The sequence below is a fragment of the Parapedobacter sp. SGR-10 genome, from assembly GCF_011030405.1.
Taxonomy (GTDB): domain Bacteria; phylum Bacteroidota; class Bacteroidia; order Sphingobacteriales; family Sphingobacteriaceae; genus Sphingobacterium.
Genome location: NZ_JAAJTJ010000003.1, coordinates 18,476 through 43,716, shown reverse-complemented (window position 1 = coordinate 43,716; position 25,241 = coordinate 18,476). Strand labels below are relative to the sequence as shown.

The window sequence follows — 25,241 nt, the reverse complement described above, 5'->3', positions numbered from 1 at the left end:
CCATCACGGGTACATGAAATGCCCGCTCAACAATACAAAGTTAGCCTTGCCATCAGATACATTTCTGCTCTAATCGTTCATTTTATAACACTAATTCGGCATGAGGAGGTGTTTTTATTATAAGTAGAGACGCAATGCATTGCGTCTCTACTCCGACCCCTTGGATTGGGCATACTTGCGAGGTGTATCTCCAAACTTTTTCTTGAATGCCCTGTTGAAGTAAGAGGCATTCTCAAATCCAACCTGATACATGACCTCGTTTACAGAATACCGGTCTTGAGTAAGTAATTGAGCAGCCCGATTGAGCCTCACATCCAAGATAAGGCCATTGATGGACAGTCCGGAATTGGATTTGATAATCCTAAAAAGCTTGGATCTGCTCAGATTGACATTATCACATAAATCTGCTACCGTATACGCATGGTTATCGATGTTTTTCTCAATATCGGCCATGACGGATTTAAAGATTTCATCCGTGTAGGCCGGTACTTCGACCACAGAGGGAGACAACTGCTCCTGTACATGTACAATGTCCGACACGCTATCTTTTGAACTGATGAGATTTCGGATCTTGAGATTCAATATCTTGAGATTAAACGGTTTTTCTATGTAATCGTTTGCCATGGTTTCCAACCCTTCAATCTTGCTCTCATCCGAACCTTTTGCCGAAATGATAATGACCGGAATGTGCGAAAGGTATTTGTGCCTCTTCATGGCTTTTATCAAACTTATCCCGTCCATCAAAGGCATCATGACATCAGCAATGACCAGATCCGGTTGGTGTTTTTTCACTAAGGCCAATGCTTCTTTTCCATTGTCGCAGGCGAATACTTCGTAGCTGTCCTGTAGATCATCTATCAGTATATGTCGCAAATCTGTATTGTCTTCGGCAATGACCAACTTTCTTTTGCCCGACTCGACATTTCCCCTCTTCTCTTGAGTTGGGCGCTGCACTATATTTTCGATCATCTCCAGACAAGGGAATGAGAGTGTAAAGGCTGTAAAAGCCCCGTGCTGCTGACTGCCGGGTTGGCTTTCCACAGTAATCTGTCCGCTATGCAGTTCGACGAGATACTTCACAATCGCCAATCCCAGACCAGAACCAACGGTCTCCATGCCATTATCAACCTGATAAAACGGGTCAAAGATCTTCTTTTGGACAGACGGCTCGATATAACTGTTCGTATTGCGTACAGTGACATACGCCTGTTGATCTACTTTTTGGATATCGACCTCTACTTCCGATCCTTCCGGAGTAAATTTCAATGCATTGGAAAACAAGTTCAAAAACACTTGGTCTATCTTATTCCGGTCAAACTCACAAAAAATATCGGGATCATTCCCTTTGATTTTCCAAGTGATCCCTTTGGATGAGGCCAAATCCTCAAACTGTGAAAATATCTGCTTGACAAAAAATGAAAGATCCGTTTTCTCCACATTCAGCTCTACTTTCCCCAGTTCAAATTTCCGTATATCCAATAGTTGGTTGATCAGTATCTTGAGTCTGGAAGCATTTTTGTACACCACTCCAAGTTTTTCCTTGACCTGTTCATTGAGCTTATATTTGTCGAATACCTGCTCCAACGGAGTGGTAATCAACGCCAGTGGTGTCCGCAATTCGTGGGATATATTGGTGAAAAATTGCAGTTTCTCGTCATAGCTTTTCAGTTCCCGTTCCTGTTTGTACTGCTGGAGAGCCAGCTCATTCTTGGTATTGGTCCGAAGAATAGTATATCTTGTGTAGGCATACACCAATGCCAAAAATACCAGAAAATAAAAAAGGTAACCATATCCACTCTGCCAAAATGTAGGTTTCACGACGATCTCAATACGCTTTGGTTGTTCGGACCAGACACCATCACCACTGTGGGCTTCTATCCATAGCGTGTACGTGCCGGGGCTCAGGTTCGAATAAGATACCATCCTTCGGGAGCTATTGGTATAAGCCCACTCCTTGTCAAAACCTTCCAATCTATACCGATAAAGTTCTTTGTTTGACGACTGTGTATGGACCCCTGCAAATTCTACGGTAAAGGTCTTGATGCCGGGATACAACATGACACGCTCTGTGTACAGTAGACTTTTGTCAAGGACGACACGACCTTCAATGCTTTCACGCACATGTATCCTCTTATTATCCAGGATCAGCTCGGTAAACATCAGTCTCGGCGGTACAGGGTTGCCCACGATCTGTCGGGGTGCAAAAATATTGAATCCATCTATCCCTCCGAACACCAACTCCTCCTCATTGATCTTGTGTGCCGCCCAGACTTTAAAGAAATTGCTCTGCAGGCCATCGTTGACATCGTAATAATTGAATTTGTTCTCTTTCGGATTGAACCTCGTCAACCCTAAAGAACCTATCCATAGGTCGCCGCTACTGTCTTCGATGATGGTCTCTACCTCATCGCTGACGAGGCCGCTGGCTTTGGTGACATGCTGAGCCTGGTATTTTCCATCTTTCCGGGATATAATACTAATCCCGCCCCCTAGAGTCCCTACTACTAGATTGCCCTCTTTATTTTTGAGCAATACCGATACCCAATTGGAATTTATCAGATTGCTATTGATGTCGTAATGTTCTTTGTCCAATAGCTTATAGCTATCCCCGCTGTAGTCTATCAGGAGTCTGTAGATACCTTTTCGGGTACCGATCCATGCCGTAAACCTACCGGTGGCGGCATCGTCCATCAAGACCAGATCGTTGACAATCTCATCATATAGCAATCTAGGTTGTCCATTTTTCTGCACAACTCTTACTTCTTGTTTATCTTTGAGCAGCGCCACACCTTTCTGTGTCAACAGCCATATCATGCCATTTTTATCCTGTTTGATCTTGTTGATTCGACCTATCGGGCTTATATACCCCTCTAATTTCTGAAACAGGATGTCCTGTCTGCCTTTCTCTGCCTTTTGCTGTTCTTCAGGGGATAGATAATACAGACCTCCCCCAATAATACCACCTATCCAAAGATTCTTGTCTTTGTCGTGAAAAAGCGCCCCAATATTGCTTCGGTTGCTTACGGAGGCCCCGGTTAGGAAAAAACGATAATGGTTGGTCTTCCGGTCGAATAAGGCCAATCCCTTTCCTTTTGTTCCTATCCACAATTTGTCCGGTTCGGCTGCTGAAAAACAGGTGGCCTGCCTATTGAGATCATCCCAGTTGGACTGCGCATCCGGATAGGCATTAAATTTCTGGTTGTAGGAGTTGAAATATTTGACTCCCTGCCCGGTGGTACACAAAAAGACGGTATTGAACGAATCTTTGAAGATATAGCGTATCTCGATATGCCCTGTATTAAATCTGTTTCTAACTGGACCAAGATTACCCGACAAGAGATCCTCTTCCATGATGATATCCAATCCATGCTCCGGTGTACCGACCCAAATTGTTTTTTCTTCCTTGTTGATCAATAGGGATATGACTGTATAATTCCGTATTTTGGTCAATTCTCCTGTCTGAAAATCAAATTTGTACAACCCATCCGCACATCCTATCAGTAGATAATAAGACTCTCCTGCTTCGAGTTCCCGAATAACGTTGCAAAACTTAATATCATTGGGTAAGAATCTTGCAAGAGTATAACTCTTGGGAGTCTTAGCAGCGACTTTGTAAACACCCGAACCTGAAGTAAAGTATATCCTTTGCTGATGATCTTCAAATATACAAGCCACCTCACCCATTGGGCTGTTTTCTACTTCTCGGAATACCGCTTCCGCCACAGCTTCATCTTTTTTTAAAGCGGCGACCACAACCCCCTTGTCGGTGACCACCCACAACCTCCGCTGCGAATCGAGCAATACGGCTGAGACTGTTTCGGCATTGTGGGGCAAGGTATAGTGGATAAAGCGTTCGGTGACAATATCAAAAAAATTGATCCCTCCGCCCCCTGTTCCGAGCCACAGTCCATTGTATACTTTGTCAAAGGCAACCGCCGTTACCCTGTTATTGATCAGCGAGCCGGGATCTTTGAAGTTTGTTTTATAAACTTTCAGTTCCAATCCGTCAAACCTACATAACCCATCCAAGGACGAAAACCATACGAAGCCGTTGTCATCCTGCGTCGCCTGAAAAGAATCGGTATGGGGAAAATCCTCGATAGATTGCAGTCTCTGGGCATGAACCGGATTGACCCAAACACACAGTCCCACGATAAGTCCAATAACAATAGCATAGAAATTTGAATGTGTTCCCCTCATACAATAAAGCTCAAAACCCCGGAATAAAATAAACATAGCGGTTCATCGCAAAATAATGAAAAATAAAATTTTTACGCCTCTTCGTCAAAAATATTTTCAAATTTCACGAAGTCTGACACCTGAATTAGCAAAACGCCCGACATGTCGGGCGTTTTGCTAATATGCTACTTCTTTTCCAACTCTGCCATTTTTTTCTTCTGCTCTTCGGTTAGGATGCTATTCACTTTGTGCTCACGTTCTCTTTGATTTTGCCAAGATGCCTTCTTTTGCTCTTCGCCTTTCAAGGTTTCCTTGATCTCTGCTCCTCTTTTTGCGGATTCCGTAAAAAATCCACGTATCTGCTGTGCCTGTTGTTCGTTGAGGTTTAGGTTCTTTGTATAATAGTTTACTCGCCCGTTGATCCACGACTCGATTCCTTTGGGTAGTCCTGTACTGTGTGGTACTAGTGTTGTGGTCGTTTTTGGAGTTTCCTGTTCAGCACTTTTCGGTGTTTGTTGTGTGCTAGTGACTTTGGATTCCTGCGATTCGGTTTGCAGATATTTGGCTATAGCAGAAGCCAGATCACGTCCGAATACGCGCGTGTTCTCTGCCGTGACCACTGTACCGGAAGCGTTGGCATAAGGCATCTCTATCGTACTGACCAACCTGACACTGTTCATCGAGTGTGCCCAATCCGAGAAACGGCTGTCCTTTTTGCCTTTATTCCACGATGTACCAAACTTGATGTTGTTACTTTCCTTATAAGGCAATGAATTTTTTACCGAACGCTCCAGATGTGCCGAAAACAGACTTTGCTGTACTTGCGTAGGTTCACGGAAATTTTCGACCATATAGACACTTTCATGGCTACCTCCACTAATGAAAGGACAATGTATATCCAATGCCACCTTGATACTCTGCCCGCCCCACTTGGGAACAAAAGATTTGAGTGCAGAAACGCTCGCCCACAAACTTTCTCCTTTATAATCACTATTGTGATCTCTTGGGCGTTGGTTTTTTCCCTGTCTGCCCTCTTCTACCCCATCCTTGTCCATAAAAGGGATAAGTAGAAATTCCACATTTTCCCGCAGCCATTTTCCATCGGTATCATCTTCTAATACAGCTTCAATCAGACCTTCCAAAACAAAACTGCCCATGGACTCACAAGCATGATGACGTGCTGTAATCAACACCTTATGTGATACATTGCCCGCTACCTTGCCAATGTGCAGGCGCTCGACTTTTCTTCCTCCCTCTGATACGGTCAATCCTCTTTCGTACACATTTGGATGGTTCTTGTATCGTTCCATAAAGCGTGTATAATCAGCTTCTGTATAAGGAATAACGGCGCTCAGCTGTACAACCGAAGTATTCGAAGGAAAAGTATAGGTAAATGAATGTGCAGTTGTGTTTTCCTTTCCTGCCCATGTCCACGTCTTGCCTTCATCCAAGCTGATGGCCGGACCATGTACTCCCACGACTTGCATCTTTTTGACGTCTTCCCAAGGGTGGGTAAAATTAAACGTATAGGTTTTGCCCGGCGTGGCTCCTTTTACCTTAAAGTTCCAATAGAACCAATTACCCCAGATACCATTGATATCCTGATGAAGATAAACCTGGTCTCCGACAATGGAATCCACCACGATATTTCCACCGGGAAAATCACTGTAAATGGTTATGCCCCCATCTGCCGTTGCAGACTGAGCAAGACAACATGTTTTACCGCATACAAACGATAGGAAAAACATTGTGCCAAGCACAAGAGATTTTATATCAATCACGATCAATTACGCTTTTTGGCATCTTTCAATTGATCTGTCCGAAAAGGCACAGCCGGAAAGCCCTCATTGTTATAAAAATTGATTTTCTCGGGGCTGCTTTCAAAAGCATACCGCACATGAACAGGTTGCGGTACATCTTTGCTGTGCACCACGACCTTATTTCCGTTCAGCGTTGCCGTAGCCCGGTAGAATATATTATCCTCACCTGCCAGTGCAAAGGCATATAGCTCATCACCTCCATCTTTGGCCACAAGACCACTTCCTACATTTTTAAAAGACAGTTCAAACATATTGCCTTTCACGACTGCCTTGTCCAAAACAGGCCCTTCTACCGTCTTGTTTTCATGTCCGTAAATCATACTTAGAGCAGATGCTGCCAAGCGCTTGCCGACATCTCGTTTGTTCCGTGGATGGATATCCAAAGGTTCTCCAAGATCGTTTATAACGACAGTAGAAACACGCTTCATACGCTTGCTGACATTGTACTGCGCTTCCTGCACCATTGCCCAACCCGAGGACTCTGGCTCGTCAATGATTTTTCCATAATTGGCCAATTGAACAACAAAAAAAGGCAGTTCTTCATCTTTCCATGACTTACGCCACGAAGTAATCAAACCTGTCAACATCGCTTCGTAATCATAACACAAGGGAACAACGCTGTTTGCTTCTCCTTGATACCAGATCACACCTTTTACAGGATAGGCGAAAAAAGGATTGATCATACCGTTGTACACCATCGTAGGATAACGGTTGTCTATATTGACAAAACCTTTGGGATTCCTAACGCCGGGATTAGCTTTCCGCAATTGCTCATTGGATTTTCTAGTGCTTGTGATAAATTCCGGGGTAATCTTTTCCACTTTTGCTGTGGCCTCCTCAAAATCTTTCAAGGACAAAGCACTCATAAATGTTTCGATAGGCGCCCCCCCCCAAGATGAATGAATAATACCAATCGGAATCCCTTCTTGCTGATGTATTGATTTTGCAAAATAATGGGCTACGGCAGATAGTCGGTTGAAATTTGAAGCTTCTGTCATCTTCCATTCTGCTCTGGACACCTCTTTTTGGGGAGATATAGCCGTTTTGCGGTACACAAAGAGCTGTCTTACCAATGGAAGCGGCTCTTTTTCTTCTTGATTGTATTGCTCATTCCGCATCAAAAAAGCCATATTGCTCTGCCCGCTACAAAAATACACATCACCAAAATAAATATCGTTTACGGTAATACTTTCGGCTTCGCCGGATACCTTAATTTCATAAGGCCCTCCGGCAGATGTTGCAGGGAGTTGTACCTGCCATATGCTATCTGTATCAGCTTTTGCCAAATAATCCTTGCCTGCCATCGTAACAGACACCTCCTCTCCCGGCTTCGACCATCCCCACAATACTATGGGGTGATCCCGCTGAAGCACGGCATGGTTGGAAAAATAGTGTGGCAATCGTAATTGGGCGTGGGCAGACAAGACAGCCCACATCATCAATAGCCCGATAGAGATGGATCCTTTCAAATTCATATTTTTTTATTTATTGAATATTACTGTTCTTGATCACGACATCTGGATTATCTTCCTTTGGTATGTCGATGGGTTTGTTTACGCTTATAAACGTATTGCCCTCAACGTACATGCCAAGTGTTCCTTTTGCCACAATCCCTTCTGTGCTGTGCTCGACCGTATTGCCGATCACACGTATATCTGTCATCCAGGGGGATGTGCGATCCTGTAGTTGAGGATCTTTATCCGTATGAAAAACAAGTCCCTCTCCATCTTCCTGATTTCGAATACCTATCGCTCCTGTAATGCCATGACGCAACATCCAGCCCGAATGTGTCACCTTGTTTCCTTCAATCCGCACATTCTTTGGCACTACGCCTTCTCCCTCATGGACAGCTCCTCCGATCATAATGGCCGGGTACATGATATAATCGAACGTATTGTTCAAAATACTAACGTTAGAATTACGGATCAGGCTGGCGCATCCGGCAATATTACGAAATTCCGAATTGCTCAGCATATACTCATCGATATTCCAGCCGTATATCTGGCAAAGTGTTTCTTCATTGATAAAGTCAGGAACAGGCTCGGTAAATGTCAACAAAAACCCACGTTCCTTTTTTTCCGTAGGTTTCAACTCCGATTTTTGCACCGTGCGCAATACCTCCTCTTTGCCATTCCAAAAACCTACTTTTGACCCTGCCGGAATGGGGAAGGCCGCACCTTTTTTCTTCCTCAGCCAGATCGTGTTTTTATCGATTATCTGATGGGGCCACAAAAACGAGCCATGCACGTTTTGTCCATCCCAACGCACACCTTCCATGTAGATTTCGTCCATGACTACTTTTCCACGGCAGGCGTACAATTTCCAGCCATCCCGCGATCCTACAGCAAGCTGATTGTCGGGAGCAATCACTTTGACTTTGCGTGCCGTTATGTTTTCACAGGCCTGTGCCTGCATACAAAAACCAATGGCATTGTAGGTCCATACATTCTCCACGGTCAAATCATTGCACATGTAGAAATTGACTTGAATGCCCTTGTACGAAAAATGCCAGCTAAGCCCTTCTCCTACCGCCACTTTTGACGCTAAGGTGGGGGAATTGAGTTGCATGATCCGATCCGCGGGATCGCCCACCACACGCCAGGTATATTCCTCTCTCTTCTTATAGACATCTCCTCCATAAGTCGGGCTTTCCACTTTTTTGAGGGTCTTGGTCGCAAGATCCCAAATATTGCTCGTGAAAAACAACGTGCCGTCCATGACAGGATTACCCTCAAATATTTTGACCTTAACGGTTTTTCCATCGTTGGCGATCACCTCTCCCGCAGTGGAATAACGCGGATTGTTATCGAAAATAATGTTTTGTAGATGAAAGTTGTTGCTGCGACGCACAGACAAAATCGGTTTGCCGTGCATATCATCTCTGAAATCATAATGCCTAAGAAAGGTCGTTGCGGGATTCCCTGTATTGTCCACTGCTCCTCGGAAGACAAAATCATTGAACTGTGCGACTTCAATAGCCATATTCTTCGAAGCATCCCCTACAAAAAGGTCATACGTTCCGGCATCAAATACCAGCTCTTCCGCTTTCACTGTTTTGGCATAATCCAATGCCTTTTTGATGGCGGCTATATCGCATTTCCCATCGTTGGGCAATGCTCCAAAGTCAGCCACCTTGACGATTTTATCCTGTGCTTGTGTCGTACAGACCGTTACAAAAAATGTGGCAATCAATGCCATAAAATTTCTATTCATCATTTCTTTATTCTTTGTTCCTTATTTCATTATCAGCTATACGTGCTCCGTCATTATAATCCGGGTGAACGTCAAGCGCATTTTTCACGTTGATAAACTTGTTTTTCTCGATGACCAGTTCTTTTGTCTCGTCAGCGACAATTCCATATTCACAGTCCGTGACGGTGTTTCCTGCGATGTACACATTCTGGATCGGAGGCGAAGATTTTCTTTCTTCTCCATGTTTCCGAAGTGGTTCTACTGTATCAGGGGCTTCATTGATCCGCTGGTTTCTGACACCGATGGCGCCCCTTGTTTTGAAGCGGGGCACCCAACCGGAATGGGAAATGGTGTTGTTTTCAATCCTGACATCTTTAGGCACGAGACCTTCTCCCTGACGAATGGCCGCACCGATCACGACAGCCGTGTACATAATATGGTCAAAGGTATTGTTCTTGATGGTGACATTGGTGTTTCTGATCAAGTTCGCTGTCCCGGCAATATTGCGAAACGTCGAATTGCTCAGCACATAGTTGTCAATATTCCAGGCATATACCTGGCAAAGCGTTTCTTCGTTGACAAAATCAGGAATATCCTCTTTGAACGTAAGGAGAAATCCGCGCTCTTTTTTCTCGGTCATCTTATGTTCCGCTTTCTCCACGGTAAGGACAGTTTCTGTATCTCCCTCCCAGAAACCTATCTTTGAACCTATCTGGATAGGATAAGTTACTCCCCGTTTTTTCTTGAGCCAAATTGTTTTTTTATTGAAGATCTCATGTGGCCACATAAAAGAACCGTGCACATTCTGTCCGTCCCAACGAACACCTTCCATATAGATTTCGTCCATTAGCACATTGCCCCGGTTGGCGAACAGCTTCCATCCGTCACGCGGACTCACAAGCAACTGATTCTCCGGTGCGATCACTTTGACTTTGCGTGCCGTAATATTTTCACATGCTCTGGCTTCCATGGCAAAGCCGATAGCATTGTAGGTCCATACATTTTCGACAAACAGATCTTTGCACATATCAAAAACCACCTGTCTGCCATCCCAGGAAAAGCTCCAGCTAATGCCATCACCAACTACCACTTTGGAAGCTATAGCTGCCGAATTAAGTTTCATGGTACGGTCGGCGGGATCACCTACCACACGCCAAGTCATTTCTTCCTTTTTCTTATCCACATCCGATCCATAAGTCAGGCTTGGCTGTTTTTTAAGTGTTTTGGTGGACATATCCCAAGCATTACCGGTATAAAAAACAACACCATCGATTACCGGGTTTCCTTCAAAGATCTTTACCGTAATAGTCTGCCCATCGTTGGCAATGACTTCTCCTGCCGTGGAATAGCGGGGATTATTGTCGAAAATAAAATTTTGCAAACGAAAGTTTGCACTCTTGTCTACATGCAGGATCGGTCTGGCAGACAATGAATTCCTGAATTCGTAATGACGCAACAGTGTGGTGGCAGGCTGTCCTTGCGCATCGGTCGCTCCCGTCATCGTAAAACCGTCCAGTGATTGTATGTCTATCGCTATATTTTTTCCTGCATCGCCCACAAACAGATCATACGTTCCTGCATCAAAAATCAGTTCTCCTGCTTTCACTGTTTTGACGTAGTCCAACGCCCTTTTGATGGCGGCCATATCGCACCTCCCATCGTTGGGTACTGCACCAAAATCAGCGACTTGAACAACTTTGTCCTGTGCCTGTACCATCTGCCCCATTATTGCGAATAAGACTATGAATACTGGAATCTTTCTAAATTTCATATCTTTATTATTTGTTCCCTGCCTATTGGCAGGCTTGCTCTTTACCTCATCATCGGGCATCCTTCGGATGCTCCTATATTGGATTTGGGCGCATGCAATACGCCCCTACATTAATCACCAATAACCAATACTGCCCCTCCGTGCTTTTCCGTATCTACCACCAATTTATTACCGGATATCTGTATGTTCTCTGCTACAAAGGGTGTAATTATTTCACTATAATGCCTGTCTTTGGCGTTGTATTCTCTGGCGATGGGATTAGGTATATTGCCCGAAGCATCCCGGTATAAAACCGCTTTTCCAACCGAAGTACCGAGAGGTGCCAGATCGATTTCCACTGTCTTCTTTTCTCCTCCGTTCAGTACCCCAATGTACCAATCGTTGCCTTTTCGTCGGGCCATAATCGCCAATTCTCCTATTTCGCTTCCCGGTAAAACAACTGTTTCATCCCATACCGTTGGTATCTGTTTAATCAGGGGCAAAGCATCCTTCACCGCGGGGTGTCTTAATAGAATTTCCGGATTTTCAGCAATCACTTGAATAGGCGACGTAAACAAAACCAGTGTTGCCAACTGATGTGCCCAGGTGGTTTCGCCGGTTGCCGTGAATGCCAATGGCGTGTAATCACCATGTCCCAATACAAACCGGGTAAACGGCAACGCCGCATTATGGGACGCTGTTATAGGCCCTTCGGGGTGTGTATTCAGTTCCAATCCCCGTATACCCTCGCGGGTGAGTTCGTTCGGGTATCTTTTGATTTCCCCCGTAGCGGTCTGTATACCGTGAAAATTTACCATCAGTTTCCGCGCTGCGGCATGACGAAGCACCGCTTCATCAAAATCGATCAAGCTTTTTTCTTCCCCATCCATAAAATCCACTTTGATTCCCGCTACACCTACGGCTTTCAAACTATCCATAAACGTCTGCATCACCTGATAATCCCCTTTGGGAAAGTTCAATTCTTTGGAATGCTTCCATACCCATGTGATCACGCCATTTTCTGTTCCATAGCGACAAACGTCTGCTAAGGCATTCCATTTATCGGGCCATTTTTCCCAATTTGCATCCACAAGATTATGCTCAAACCCAAGCTCCTTGGCGTAGTCTACCATCTGTTTTTGTAGCTCGGGCGTACCCGTAAAATTAGACCACCAACTCCAAACTGATCGTCCAGGCTTGATCCAACTTCTATCAGCGAATAATTCGGGATCGGGTTCGGGGTTTAAGGACGTGATGATCGTTTGCTGATTGACCAATTGGTTGAGGTCGTCGGCTACCAGAGCGACACGCCAGGGGGATATTACAGCTCCCTGAATTGAAAAACCTTTATCTCCCTCAAAAAAATTGGCTTTTATTGTATTCTCCGGCAATGCTTCCAGGCGCATACCGCTGTAATTGAACAATCCGGCTTCTGCCAAAAGGCCATACGATCCATTTGCATATTCGAAAATCAGGGGCTTTCCCTGTACATTACCCATTTTCGAAATCGTGGGGAGTTGTTCTATGGTGGTAGACAGCCATTCGCCTGCATAAGATTTCAGTTTCCAATTGTTGTTTCGTTCAAAGAACCATACTTTCGTCTGTGCCGGAATAGTCCATGACGACCCTTCTCCCAACACGTGATGTGTTGCATGCCCGTTATCTAGCTTATACCGATAGGCTATTCCTTCATCAAACATCCGTACCTCCAGCTGTTCGCCTCGATCAAATACCAGGACGTATTCATTCCACTGTCGTTCCACGGCACTGCTGATACCCATTACATCCACGACCTCTTTTTGACTGAATGGCCCCTTTATTTCTTTAAGAATTGTAAAAAGACTGTCTTGTCCTTGAACGGACAACCCCAGCTTTCCTTTTTCTACAAAAACGAAATCATTTTTGGAGGCTTGCAGAGCATAATGTCCCGTGCCGTCAAGAGTTATTTTCGCACGAACGGTAGCATCGGGACTAACAAACGACAAGTCTTTTTTCTTCATGCCACAGGCATAAAAAAACAGGCTAATAATCCCTACGCTTAATAAAGTATTGATTTGGTTATATAATCGAGACATGATGATCATTCTTTTACTTTTTACTGATTGCTTTTTCCTGTATTTTATCTTTTGGTCGAAGTCGGCGGTTCACTTCCCCACCAATTGTCCCCTGGATCAAAATCTGTAGAAAGGAATTGTCGTCGTTGAGCTTCCAATTCCGGCATCTTTATATCTTTTATTTGCTGTAAATATTGTTTTTCTTTTTGGGCATCGTATTCTGGATCGGACATCGGATAGCGTGCGCCTGTCTGTGTCAAATAGGCCTGCAATTCTTTCCAAAGGTTCTTCACTTGATTGGGGTAACGAGCTGATATATCCTGTTGCTCTCCCGGATCGGCTTGCAAATTATAAAGTTCGTTTCGACCATCTTCATAATAATGGATCAGTTTCCACTCTCCTTTGCGTATCATGGAAGACGGTTCCCCTCCTTGGTTGCCATAATGCGGATAGTGCCAGATAAGGGAACGTTGTCCTATTTCGCTTCCTTGTAGCATAGGTGCCAGACTTTTGCCATCTTTATGTTCTTCTGGCTTTAAGGACAAACCGCACAGCTCCAGCAATGTCGGATAAAAATCTGTATTGATAACCGGTGTGTCAAATTGCTTTCCGTTTGCCAATCCCGGCACTTTGATGAAATAAGGCACACGGATACCACCTTCAAACTGATAGCCCTTGCCTCCTCGTAAGGGTAGGTTAGCAGTCGCAAAAGCATCTCCCGCGGATACCCCTCCATTATCTGAGGTAAAGACGACAATGGTATTGTCTGCAATCCCGGCTTCTTCTAAGGCTCGCAATACAATACCCACCGCATCGTCCATCGTCTCTACGAGACCGGCATAGACCGGATTGTCCTGCACTTGGCGCATCGGCAGGTATTTTGCCATCTCAAAGCCTTTATCGGCAATACCTCTTTTTTCGGCTTTGTCGCGGTATTTCTTCCATTTGTCCCTTGTCGTTTGGATCGGGCCGTGAACGGCGTAAAAAGACAAAAAGGTGAAGAAAGGTGTTCCGGTAGTATTGGGGTTATTTTCCCGGATAAATTTTGCTGTTTCTTTCGCTAAGCATATACTTAGGTTTTCGCCGGGTTCTTTATTCTCCAGCTTCGGATTTTTCCAGGGTGAAAAATATCCTCCTGCGGGGCTACCATACCCCCAGCCGCCGATATTAACGTCGAAGCCGTGGTCTTCCGGCCAAGATCCCTGATTGCCCAGATGCCATTTTCCGGCTAGAAAGGTTTTGTAACCTCCGGCCTTCAACGCTTCGGGCAAGGTTGTGTAGGCGTGATGCAGTGCGGTATCGTAGGATGCCGGTAGCAATTTGCTATAACGTTGCTGCTTCCGCCAGGCTGTACCGTATCTTGCCCCGATATAATCGGTAATGCCATGCCGCGCGGGAGATCTTCCCGTAAATAGGCTCGCACGGGACGGACTACAGACTTGACTGGCGGAATAGCCGGTAGTAAATATTGTTCCTTCTCGTGCGATACGATCGATATTAGGCGTTTCATAATAGGTACTACCTGTACAGCTGAGATCATGGTAGCCCAGATCGTCTGCCAATATAAATACAATATTCGGACGATTGGGCTGTTGCTGTGCAAACACACTAAATCCTGTCAGTTGCAGGCAACCCAACAGGAATGAGATCATGTAACGTATTTTATCCATTATATATTTTTATATCGTCACACTGGGCACACGCGGCACGCGTGCCGCGTGTGCTTGAATTTGGACAGTTACACAGTAATTCCATATCTATTTCAACTCTTCAAATTTTTTCTTCTGATCGTCGTTCAGCACTTTCAATAAGCTGTCTTTGCGATCTTTGGTATTTTGCCACAAAGCTTTCTTCTGTGTATCTCCTGTTTCTTTTTCCTTGATTTCCGCGGCTTTTTTTGAGGTGGACAGCAATACTTCATGAAATGCCTGTGCCTGCTTGCCGCTTAGTCCCAAATTTGTTGTATAGTATGCCACACGTTCGTTGACCCAACGTTCGATAAACGCATCATCTACCGCGCTTGCCCCTTGCTTTTTGTCGGCTGCGACTGCGTTTGTGTTAGCTTTGGCACCTCCGCCTTGCATTTTCTTTAATTTCTGTTGTTGTTCGGCAGTTAAAACAGTCTGTAATTGTTTGTTACGATCAGCCGTATTGCGCCATATAGCCTTCTTCTGTGCCTCGCCGGTCTCTTTTTCTTTGATTTCTTCTGCTTTTTTGGCCGTGGTCAGCAATATTTCATGCACTTGTTTAGCCTGTTCCTCGCTCAAGCCTAAATTTTCAGTATAACGCTTTGTCTCTTGAACAGCCCATCTGTCTGCATATGTTTTCTCCTGGGCAACCAGTGTCATCGTACTGCCCAATACGAGTACGAAAGTCAATAGTTGTTTTATGTTGTCCATCACTTGTTTTTTTATTTGTCAATACTAAGATATCACTCCGTTTCTATTTTTTCTTGCTCCTTAATTCCTTAAATTTCTGCTGTTGCTCCGGAGTCAAAATTTCGTTCAGCTGCTTAATCCTATCTTGACCGACACGCCACAAAGCTTTCTTTTGTGCGTCATCCGCCGGTCCTTCTTTCTTGATTTCCTCCGATTTTTTAGCCGTAGTCAGTATGATTTCATGTGCTTTCACTGCTTGCTCCTCTGTCAACCCTAACTCCTCGGTATACTGTTTTGTCATCTTGGCCGCCCATCGGTCTGCAAATGTTTTTTCCTGGGCCTGTACCGCTAAACCAATTGAACACAACACGGCTACGACTACTGTTAATACTGTTTTTTTCATTTTAATCGTTTTCATAACATTTAATTTTAAAGTATCTATTATTTGTTTGTATTTTCTATTTTTCAGTCTTTGATCACTATGTTTTTTGTCGATTCTTTTTCTACGAGCACCTTGTTCTTTACATTTTTATAGGTATTGTTCCTTATTGTCACGTTTTGGGCATTTTTGAGCCCTATTGCACCCATTTCCTCGTTGAAACTCATGTCTTCGAAGGTATTGTTCTCGATCAGAATGTTCATGTTATACGGCTCCTTGGTAAAATGGGGATGTTGTTCAAGCGTCGTGATGGCTCCTCCATATATACCTCCGTATTCATTCCCATACATACTCGTGTATTTGTTGATCCATCCGTTGGAGATAAAGTGGTTGTTCCTGATCACGATATTATCCACAAATGCTCCTGTATTTATACTAGTCGTTCCGAATCCAACAGCATGGTATGCGTTATTTCGAAACACGTTATTCTCCAATAATAGATTTTCACTTTCATATATCAGACCAGTACCAAAATTATCCTCAAATACGGAGTTTTTAATCACGGCACTTTCCCATTGGGGGGGAGTAATGTAAGTGCCCACAACAGCTTCTTTTGGTAGAGCTTCCATAAATATAACACGGTGATTCTTTTCCTTTTTGTTTTGAAGCACCTCCACCGATTTGATTTGTCGTCTCATCGGCTTATCGCCACACCAAAAGTACACATTGTCCCCTGCCTGCAAAATGGTCTCCGCATGTGCGGCTGCGGTATACGAAGTTACCATTGTCTTTTCGTCTACGAGTTCCTTTATTTTGATAAAATTGACGCGACTTACCAATGGATCCCAACGCACACCTTTGATATACAAATTGTTTACCAGCAACTGACCTCTACTGTTTGATATATAAATACCATCGCGGGGTCCTGCCGCCAATGAATTGCCCTCCGGTTTGATCTGCATGTTGCGGATGGTCACATTCTTTGAATCATTGATTCTAAAAGCTACGGTAATCGCATTGTACATGTGGACGTTATTCAGGTCAATATTCTTACAATTATAGAAGTATACGCCATAGCCTGAGGAGCTGTGCGCCGCATAATGCCATGAGATACCGTCCCCAACTTCAATTTTATCCAAAAAGGGCATGTTCTTGATGGCGTACACCACCTTGCCGGGCCTGTCTACGCGATGCCATAAGTTTTCAAAATAGGGGGCTTTCATGTTGATGGTCAAAGCATCCATGTGCTTCAATTTCTTTGTCTTCAAATCCCAGGCATTGGCCGAAAAACATTTCATACCTTCAAAGTGGGACATACCCTCAAAAATCTCTACTTCTACACGTTTTTGTGAAGGGTCTATGGCGATGATCTTGCCAGATGTGGAAAATCGGGGTTTCAGATCAAAGATGATGTTTTCTATACCGATATTCTCACTGTTTTTCCAATCTAAATGACGGCTGAATTTGAGATCATCGTTATTTGCCAGCTTGGCGTTTACTTCCAAAATAGTAGCCGGCTGCCCATCATGTGCTATCTGCCCTATGAGTTTGATATTTTTTACACCATCAATGGTGATAGTTGGCTGCGTCCATTCCCCTCCCTGTAAATTGTACACGCCTTTTTCGAATACTACATATGGTTTATTATCAGCATTAGCGTGTTGTATAGCCTTTTTGATAGGATTGGTATCATTCTGTCCATCATCCGGAATAGCGCCAAAGTCTTTGACAAAGACCGAATTCTCTGCAGTAAACCCGGAGATTTCTCCAGCCTGCACCTCCAAGTTTGTAGCTAATAAGGCTACCGCAAACATGCCTAAAAATTTCTTTTTCATCTGTTTTCTATTATCTCTAGATTCTTTTCTTATTCAACCTTTTGTTTATTCCATATTGTTACATACCTTCAGTTCCTCCTTTTACCGGCTTCCCCCGAAGCAAAATCCTACCTAAGTAGATAGCTGTGCGATCGTATTTCTCGGGGTTTGCGGTAATGTCTTTCAACTTAGTAGGCCCTAATATCTCGTGTTTATCCGCTTTTGCAGGAGATATCTTCAATGTTACTTTATGCTTTCCGGGTTGCAACTGGATGACATCATACTGCCCGCGGTATCGGTTGTTGCAATAACTATTGAACCGATTTAGTACAGTATCGCCATCCAATCCACTGACTTCACGCAACCGATACCCCCGTTCGGTAATCATTTTCACACCTACCGGCTGGTCATTGATCCACACAGAGAGTTGTCCGGCTTCCGGACCGCCAATGTCAAAGAAACCAAACTGATCGCCTTCAAAGAAAAAAGTGAAGGACGCTCCCGGCTTTTCCGCGGTCATGATCGTGTCAAACCACCCTTGAAACTGCTTGAGTGCCGATTGCTTCGTGACAACTGCTGTCCAGTCTGGATCAAACACCGCGATTTCCCGCGGATCATACATCCCGGCTTCTTCCCAAGCGGCCGTCATCAGCGGAGCAGGAAGCGCATGGGCTGTCGGGGTAGCCAATTTATCCATTTTCTCCATCGCCCGTGCAATTGCGGCAGCATATAGATCGCCACCGGCCCTGGCCGGATGGATGCCGTCTCTCGAAAATAATATACGGTCTCCGGCCTGCTGCAGGGTACCTTTCCAAACAAGTTTGTCCTGTGCTTCCAGTGCGGCCGGCTCCATTCCCAAATGGATCGTCGGCAGATTATAATGTTGGGCAATACGTTCCAAACCTTGAATATTAGGGGGCACTTCGCCGCGTTGGTAATATGCCGTCTGACCGTTCTGAATCGTATAGATCAGGCAAATATCTGTATAGGGATTGGCTTTGATGATCTGGCGAACCATGCCTTCCATGCCGGGCTGATAAGCCCCATTGACGGCAAACTCAATAAAGATCAAATCGGGCTGATGCCGAAGTACCTGCTCACGGATACGAAATGCGCCCAAATCCGTACCCGTACCGGACACACCGGCATTCACCCATTTGAACGCGGCTTTTGGAAACCGGTTTTGCATATACCGAGCGGTCTGCATCCGATAGCTGTCCCTGCTCTGCGTAATGCTACCACCGATAAAGGCTACGGTGATCTCTTTTCCATTTTTGGCTTTATGGAGCAAGTTGGGGATGCCCGATCTCACCGTACATTCGTTACTGTGCGAGAAACTGCCCGGTACAACAGGCTGTACGTTATCATTTGGCACGGTAAACAATAACGGGGAGCTTCCTCCCTGGGAAGCAGCTATCTTATCAAGATCACTGCTGTCCTGTGCATGCCCCATTGACACAACAAGCAGGACAAGTCCAGACCATAAAACTGCAATATAATATCGTGTCTTCTTCATCATTATTTGTTGTTTTGTTTCTTTTGTCGTTGAATCTCCCAATATTCTTTAAGCTCTGCCAAGCCTAAAAATGCGGGTTCTTTTGCCATCTCTTTTTTCCAGGCTTCCAGTTCTTTTACCAAAGCGTCATACGCTTCTCTATTCTTACCGCTTTTCAGTAGATTGTTTTTTTCCGAAACATCATCATCCAGGTTATAGAGTTCGTTCCCATTTGGTTTTGTCAGTACTTTGAACGCTCCATTGCCGTTACGGGCCACATACAAGTCCCTGTCATACATCCGCCAAAAAAGCGTTCTGTCGGGTGCCGTTTTTTCCGGGCGGGTCACCACAGGAACCAGGTCTATACCATCCAGCTTGTTTTTGACTTTTACGGGGCGTCCCAAATTTGCCGCCACGGTAGAAAAGATATCCAGGGAAATGACAGGTGCATAATATACTTGATTAGGTTTTATCTTTGCCGGCCAACGCATGGCAAAGGGTACACGGATGCCACCTTCGTACCATGTGGATTTACCTCCACGCAATATACCGTTGTCGGAGGCATTGGCGTTTTTTGGTCCGCCATTGTCTGACAGGAAGAAAACCATGGTGTTTTCGGCAATCCCCAAAGCATCCAATTGATCCAATAAACGTCCCACACCGTCATCCACCGCACTGACCATAGCGGCATAGATGCGTCGTTTCTCGTCTGCGATGTGCTTGAAGCGGTCCAGATATTTCTCTGTCGCCTGCAAAGGCGTATGTGGCGCATTGTATGCCAGATAAAGGAAAAATGGCTGATCCTTGTTATCCTTGACGAAATTTACCGCTTCACGGGAAAAAGCATCCGTAAGGTATTCCGTTTCATTTTCAATCACTTGTCCATTGCGTTGCAACTTGGTTCGATAGCCATGCTCTTCGTTACCCTCTGCGTCATATTCGGACTGAAAAGTCCAATCCTGCGGAAAATAACGATGTCCTCCGGCGAGAAAACCAAAAAATTCATCAAATCCACGTTTGTTTGGGTGATGTACTTCGGCATGTGCTCCGACGTGCCATTTGCCAGATAGCATCGTACGGTACCCGGCTGTTTTCAGCATTTCTGCCATGGTCTGTTCGGTTTTGGGTAGTCCCATTTCGGGATCGCTTGGTGCAAAAACAGGTGTACGATCAAAACCAAACCTACTCTGATAACGTCCGGTAATCAATCCTGCACGGCTCGGCCCACAGACCGCAAAGGTGACATAGCCTTGTGGAAACTTCACACCTTCATCCGCGATACGATCTATATTGGGCGTCGGGATATCCTGACATCCGTTAAATCCCACGTCATTGTTTCCCATGTCATCCGTCAGGATAACAATGATATTGGGGCTTTTAGTGTTGCTGCTTTTTTGTCCATAGCCTGTAAAGGCAACCATCATGACAACTAAGCCTATTGTGCTCTTTAAAAGTATCGCATTCATTGTTGTCTATTTTATACGCTCTCTTTGGATTCCACCTTCTGCCAAGGCGACCATTGGCTTTCCATACCTTCGCTTTCTTCCCTGATCCTCACCTCATATCCCTCCGGATCTAAAAGGTTTATTTTCGCAGAACCTTCCAATTCTGTCTCAAATTCACGTACATTTTCGGGGGTTCCTGCACGACGATACTGGATACGATAACGGCCGTCATGACGTTTTACTTCATATCCTACCACGAGCCCATCCGTGACCTGCATAGCCTTTCGAATGACCGGAGGTAGTGCCGCACCTGCAAATTGCAGTTCATGGGACAAGGGTTTGCTTTGTCCCTTATGGTTGGCAACATATAGCTGCACTTTTCCATTTCCGGACAATTGCTTTTTGGAAATATCTATAGAGGAGGCTATGGTCTTGACCGTATCCCCTCCGGGCAGAATCAAAACGATCTCATTTTCGGGCAATACAGGTTTGAAATAAAATCTTGCCGCGGTATCAGAGATCAAGAGTTGCGTTATCTCCGGTTGGGTCGGAACATCGCTATAAACAAAGCGTTCATAAACGTGATGACCTGTAGGGTTGAGCAAACTCACCTTGACAGACGATATATTCTTTCCCTTTTTTGCCGGGGTAAAAGTATGTTGGACACGGTTGTCCCCGGGACGGATCGTTTCCAATACAATGGCATCCTTTCCATAGTGCTGTCCGTTTTTGTCATACGTCTCCAATTGCAATTTGTAATCATACAACACATGAGTCGGCAATGCATTGCTTGCCCTAGGGTCGATGGTCACTACGACTTTATTTTGACGGACATTCCAATCGGCATCCAAACCGGCTATCGGTGCAAATGCATCACGGATCTGCCGTGCGGCCCGTTTTGGGGTACGCCATACATCCACTACACCCCAGGTACGATCACCGCCCAAGGGTGTGCCTTTGTAATCACTCCGATAATCATTGTAGGTCCAGAGTGAAGCTCCCGCGACATACGGCAATGACGCCGCACGTCGCAGTCTGTCTGCAAGACGTGCATCTAGCGTATCATCGGGGTGGTGGCCTACCTGATCCTGCCCAAATTCTGTCACCAGAATCAACTTATCAGGCCAGCGCTGATGGATCTTTTCAGCGGTCTCCACAAAATCGCCATAACTGTTGAAACAGAGCATGTCGGCATGGTGGGCGGGTTCTGTTTTGGGGTCGTTGTCTCTGAAAGAGGTAAACGAAACGTAAGTGACCAAACGCGTGCTGTCCAGCTCTTCCCGCACATACCGCATCATCGAGATCACATATTGGGACTGTTCACGGCTCATGGCCAATTGTTTCCGGTCGTCTTTGTCTGCCGCCAATTCGTTGCCCATGCTCCAACCGATCACCGAAGGATGGTTGTAGTCACGTTCGATCATTTCCTGCAACCAATGGCGCGTCAGCGGATTGTTCTCAAATGACTGCGGATCTTCGATGCCCCAAACCGGGATTTCGCCAATGATCAGCATACCTATTTTATCTGCATACGCCAATAGTTCCGAAGAAAGCGGCGCGTGCATCATCCGTGTCATGTTGCATCCCAGACTTTTCATGTGGTCCAAGTCTTTTTTAATGAGCCACAGCGGTTCGGTGTTTCCCACGGCACGGTGATCGTGCACCCGGTTAAAACCGGCAAGCTTTACCGGCTCTCCGTTCAGCAACAGCTGTTGTCCATTGATTTCGACCTTGCGAAAACCAAAGGTGCTACGTTTCTGATGTATTTTCTGACCGTTTTTGCTAAGGGTGATTTCACAGCCATACAGATTGGGATAATCGATATGCCACAGTTTCACGGCATCGGACAACCGAAAGGTGATTTTCTGTGAAGTGGTTTGTTCGTCGGGAATAGTTACAGAATAACTGGTATCCGCGAGTACGGATGTATATTGGTCATCTGCAAATAGTTGTACGGAGACTTCCACCCCATTTTCGTGCAACGCATTATTTTCCAAACGGTAGGCTATCGCGACCTCCCCTTTCTTTGTCTGCAAATCAACTTCAGGCGTGACGAGAAGCTGGTTTACCCGGACAGCCTTATTTCGTTTTAGGGAAACATTTCTGCTGATCCCTCCCCATGGCCACCAAGCTCCTCTCCTGTATCTATTGTCGGCCACCACCGCGATCATGTTGTTTTCACCGATTTTTAACAGATCTTCTACACGAAACTCAAATGGTGTGTACCCACCTCTGTGCATGCCCACATACCGTCCGTTTACATATACATGGGCTGTCTCATAGACCGCCTCAAAATGCAGACGTACAATATCATCTTTCCATGCGGCAGGTACATGAATACTCCGGCGATACATCCCCAGACCTTTATATTGGGCATAAGCTGATTCGGTATCCCAATTGCCGGGAACAAGCAAAGAGTCACTTTTCTGCCAAACGGTGTCGGGACGGGCATATGCAGGAGCTTCTTCCAATGTACTAATGGTTTTAAATGCCCAACGTCCATTGAGTGACAGGCGTTCTTCTCCCGCTGTAGACTGCTGCGCCCGTGCTGCTATCATGGACAAGCAACTGCTTAATATTAAAAAACTCCATTTTAAGAAGGCATACTTTACAAATCGGCTCATTTTTATCGTTTATCTTTCTATTTTTAAATTTATAATCTCGTATAGCAGTGATCTATTGGACTGCAATAGCTGGTTCTGGTTTATTCTATCCGTATCCTAACATACTTCGGCGCACCTTACACTACCGGTACAAGAAAATGTCCACTGTCCGTTTAGCACCCCATAGGTTGGTCACGCATGATGAGTTTATTTTCCAAAAAACATATGATTTTTATCCATGTTACTAGATTTAAAATTTCCCTCCACCAACAACCATGCTTAAATAGTCTGGTCTGGTATGGTCTATAATTATATATAACAAATATAATTGAACAAAATCGAAATACCAATTTTTTTTGAAAAAGTTTGCTGGTGGTGTTATTCAGAGAGTATTTTAATATAAGAGGGGAGACTATAAGTCGTTTTACGACAAAATATCCTTATAAAAAGGTCTTGCGACAACAATCAACTATATTGTTGCAAAACTATGATAAGTCTGTATGAGGGAAATAAAAGACCGCTTTCTAAACATTCAGAAAACGGTCTTTTTTTTGTCATTGCGTACACTTAGCTATTCCCTCACGCATCGCACACAATATCCTTCCCGTTTTGCAACAGTACCTCTAAGTACAGAATGTGGGCGGGAGCTTTCAATCAATCTTCTATATCCCAAGGTGCCCGATTCATTTCCATTTGTAGATGTCCAGAAAGCAGCCCTGGCGAGACTACCGTTGTTACCGGCATTAATGAAATTACCGTAAACCCCTGTCTCTGCCCTAACACCGGCAGGCAGTGCTTTAAAATCCAGATCATCCGTACCCACAAGAGGCCAACCTTCTGTACTACGCAACTTAAGGCCAACATTCGGGCTAAGTGTAGGAGTCCCTCTCCAACTGGTTGCATCCAATAGGTCATCCGGCATTCCGGCGGCTTCTTCAAGTGCCTTAAAATCATCGTCTGAAGCCACGCGCCACCCCACAGGGCACAGGCCACGTGTATCCTCTACCGCATAGCCGTTGTACAGTAATCCGTATCTGGCGATCATCTCGGCTTCCGACGATACCGTACCACCGGATTCTGTATAGGGATATACCGCATAGGCACGCACACGGCCATTCGTAAATGTAGCAGCCCAATCGGTATTAGAAAGCCCCGTAACCAAAGCATCACCATTTCTAAAACGCGTTGTCTTGAGGTTTTCTGCCATCCATTCCGTCGTGCCGATCATGACAGTCTGATACACATTACCGTCTATATCCCTCAGTACACCGTCTTCCTGGATAAACCAATCTTTCATATCCATCTCTACACTCTCTTCGCCTGCGATACTGGCAGCTGTTTCTGTTCCCGAGATGATATCCATCAGAGATTTCCCCGGATAGACGGCAGCTACATCAGCATGATCCAGATTACCATTGCCATTGATATCCAGATAAGCCATCGCGTAGACATAGGGATTATCCTGCATATCATTGAGCGATATCTTTGCTCCATCGCGTATCTCATCTGCAGTCAGTACAACCTCCCGGACGTCATCAGGCGCACGCTCAAAGAAGTTGGGTTCTTCCTGGTCGGCATAGTAAAGATGGAGCAACAGCTTCGTGTCTTCGGCCGGTGCAATCGTAAAGGAAAAATCGGCCTCAAAAGACACCAGAGTTGTGTACAGTTCGGCCATCTCTATGGTCAGAAACTCGCGATGGGCGACATTACTGGCTTTCGCTGTGCCGCGCATCACCTTCCTCAGTGTCTGCTCAAAGTAACCCGTAGCGATATCTCCTTCACTCAACACGCCGTCCCCATCTACATCGACAAAGGCCGTGACATACGCAAAACCATTTCTGTCCAACTCTTCGATGGGTAAAGTAAAGCCATTTTCGACATCGCTTGTACTCAGTGTTCTCTTGAGAACCATATCGGGATCACGTTGGTAGAACGGTTCGTTTTCATCCTGTGTATGATATAAGTTCAGAATAAATTCCGTCCCTGCTTCGGGTTTGATCTTAAAACTAATATTGGCATCCAACACATCTTTTGTGACTGTAGGTTGAAGTTCGTCTTTACACGCTCCTAAGAGTAAGCCTACTCCAATAATGGTGAGCAGAAGTCCTTTTTGTTTCGTCCATTTCATATTT

The 25,241-nt window shown here is 45.0% G+C and carries 14 protein-coding genes; all 14 read right to left on the bottom strand.

The window, feature by feature from the left end:
* Positions 1 to 147: 147 nt before the first annotated feature.
* On the bottom strand, positions 148 to 4,200 hold the full coding sequence (locus G5B00_RS04280; RefSeq protein WP_163872023.1) for a hybrid sensor histidine kinase/response regulator transcription factor: 4,053 nt from the start codon (positions 4,198 to 4,200) through the stop codon (positions 148 to 150).
* Positions 4,201 to 4,364: 164 nt separating this feature from the next.
* Complete coding sequence (locus G5B00_RS04275) at positions 4,365 to 5,960, bottom strand: M14 family zinc carboxypeptidase (protein WP_163872022.1); 1,596 nt, start codon at positions 5,958 to 5,960, stop codon at positions 4,365 to 4,367.
* Between the two features lie 2 nt (positions 5,961 to 5,962).
* On the bottom strand, positions 5,963 to 7,474 hold the full coding sequence (locus G5B00_RS04270; RefSeq protein ID WP_163872021.1) for a sialate O-acetylesterase: 1,512 nt from the start codon (positions 7,472 to 7,474) through the stop codon (positions 5,963 to 5,965).
* Between the two features lie 10 nt (positions 7,475 to 7,484).
* Positions 7,485 to 9,215: a hypothetical protein gene (locus tag G5B00_RS04265; protein ID WP_163872020.1), complete on the bottom strand. Its 1,731-nt coding sequence runs from the start codon at positions 9,213 to 9,215 to the stop codon at positions 7,485 to 7,487.
* A gap of 4 nt (positions 9,216 to 9,219) precedes the next feature.
* Positions 9,220 to 10,962, bottom strand: a complete 1,743-nt coding sequence (locus G5B00_RS04260) for a right-handed parallel beta-helix repeat-containing protein (RefSeq protein WP_163872019.1) — start codon at positions 10,960 to 10,962, stop codon at positions 9,220 to 9,222.
* Between the two features lie 110 nt (positions 10,963 to 11,072).
* On the bottom strand, positions 11,073 to 13,016 hold the full coding sequence (locus tag G5B00_RS04255) for a glycoside hydrolase family 97 protein (RefSeq protein WP_163872018.1): 1,944 nt from the start codon (positions 13,014 to 13,016) through the stop codon (positions 11,073 to 11,075).
* Between the two features lie 44 nt (positions 13,017 to 13,060).
* The gene (locus tag G5B00_RS04250; RefSeq protein ID WP_240894382.1) at positions 13,061 to 14,665 is read right to left on the bottom strand and encodes a sulfatase; all 1,605 of its coding nucleotides are present in this window, start codon (positions 14,663 to 14,665) and stop codon (positions 13,061 to 13,063) included.
* Positions 14,666 to 14,752: 87 nt separating this feature from the next.
* Positions 14,753 to 15,394 (bottom strand): hypothetical protein, encoded by a 642-nt coding sequence (locus tag G5B00_RS04245; RefSeq protein ID WP_163872017.1) that lies wholly within the window; start codon positions 15,392 to 15,394, stop codon positions 14,753 to 14,755.
* 43 nt (positions 15,395 to 15,437) lie between these two features.
* On the bottom strand, positions 15,438 to 15,791 hold the full coding sequence (locus G5B00_RS04240; protein WP_163872016.1) for a hypothetical protein: 354 nt from the start codon (positions 15,789 to 15,791) through the stop codon (positions 15,438 to 15,440).
* 47 nt (positions 15,792 to 15,838) lie between these two features.
* A complete protein-coding gene (locus G5B00_RS04235) occupies positions 15,839 to 17,587 on the bottom strand; it encodes a right-handed parallel beta-helix repeat-containing protein (RefSeq protein ID WP_163872015.1) in 1,749 nt (582 codons plus the stop codon).
* A gap of 58 nt (positions 17,588 to 17,645) precedes the next feature.
* Positions 17,646 to 19,085 (bottom strand): SGNH/GDSL hydrolase family protein, encoded by a 1,440-nt coding sequence (locus G5B00_RS04230; RefSeq protein ID WP_205966296.1) that lies wholly within the window; start codon positions 19,083 to 19,085, stop codon positions 17,646 to 17,648.
* Positions 19,085 to 20,527, bottom strand: a complete 1,443-nt coding sequence (locus G5B00_RS04225) for a sulfatase-like hydrolase/transferase (RefSeq protein ID WP_163872014.1) — start codon at positions 20,525 to 20,527, stop codon at positions 19,085 to 19,087. The genes G5B00_RS04230 and G5B00_RS04225 overlap by 1 nt, the downstream gene beginning before the upstream one ends.
* 11 nt (positions 20,528 to 20,538) lie before the next feature.
* Positions 20,539 to 23,130: a glycoside hydrolase family 2 protein gene (locus G5B00_RS04220; RefSeq protein WP_163872013.1), complete on the bottom strand. Its 2,592-nt coding sequence runs from the start codon at positions 23,128 to 23,130 to the stop codon at positions 20,539 to 20,541.
* A 550-nt stretch (positions 23,131 to 23,680) separates the two neighbouring features.
* Positions 23,681 to 25,237, bottom strand: a complete 1,557-nt coding sequence (locus tag G5B00_RS04215; RefSeq protein WP_163872012.1) for a fibrobacter succinogenes major paralogous domain-containing protein — start codon at positions 25,235 to 25,237, stop codon at positions 23,681 to 23,683.
* Between the last annotated feature and the right edge of the window lie 4 nt (positions 25,238 to 25,241).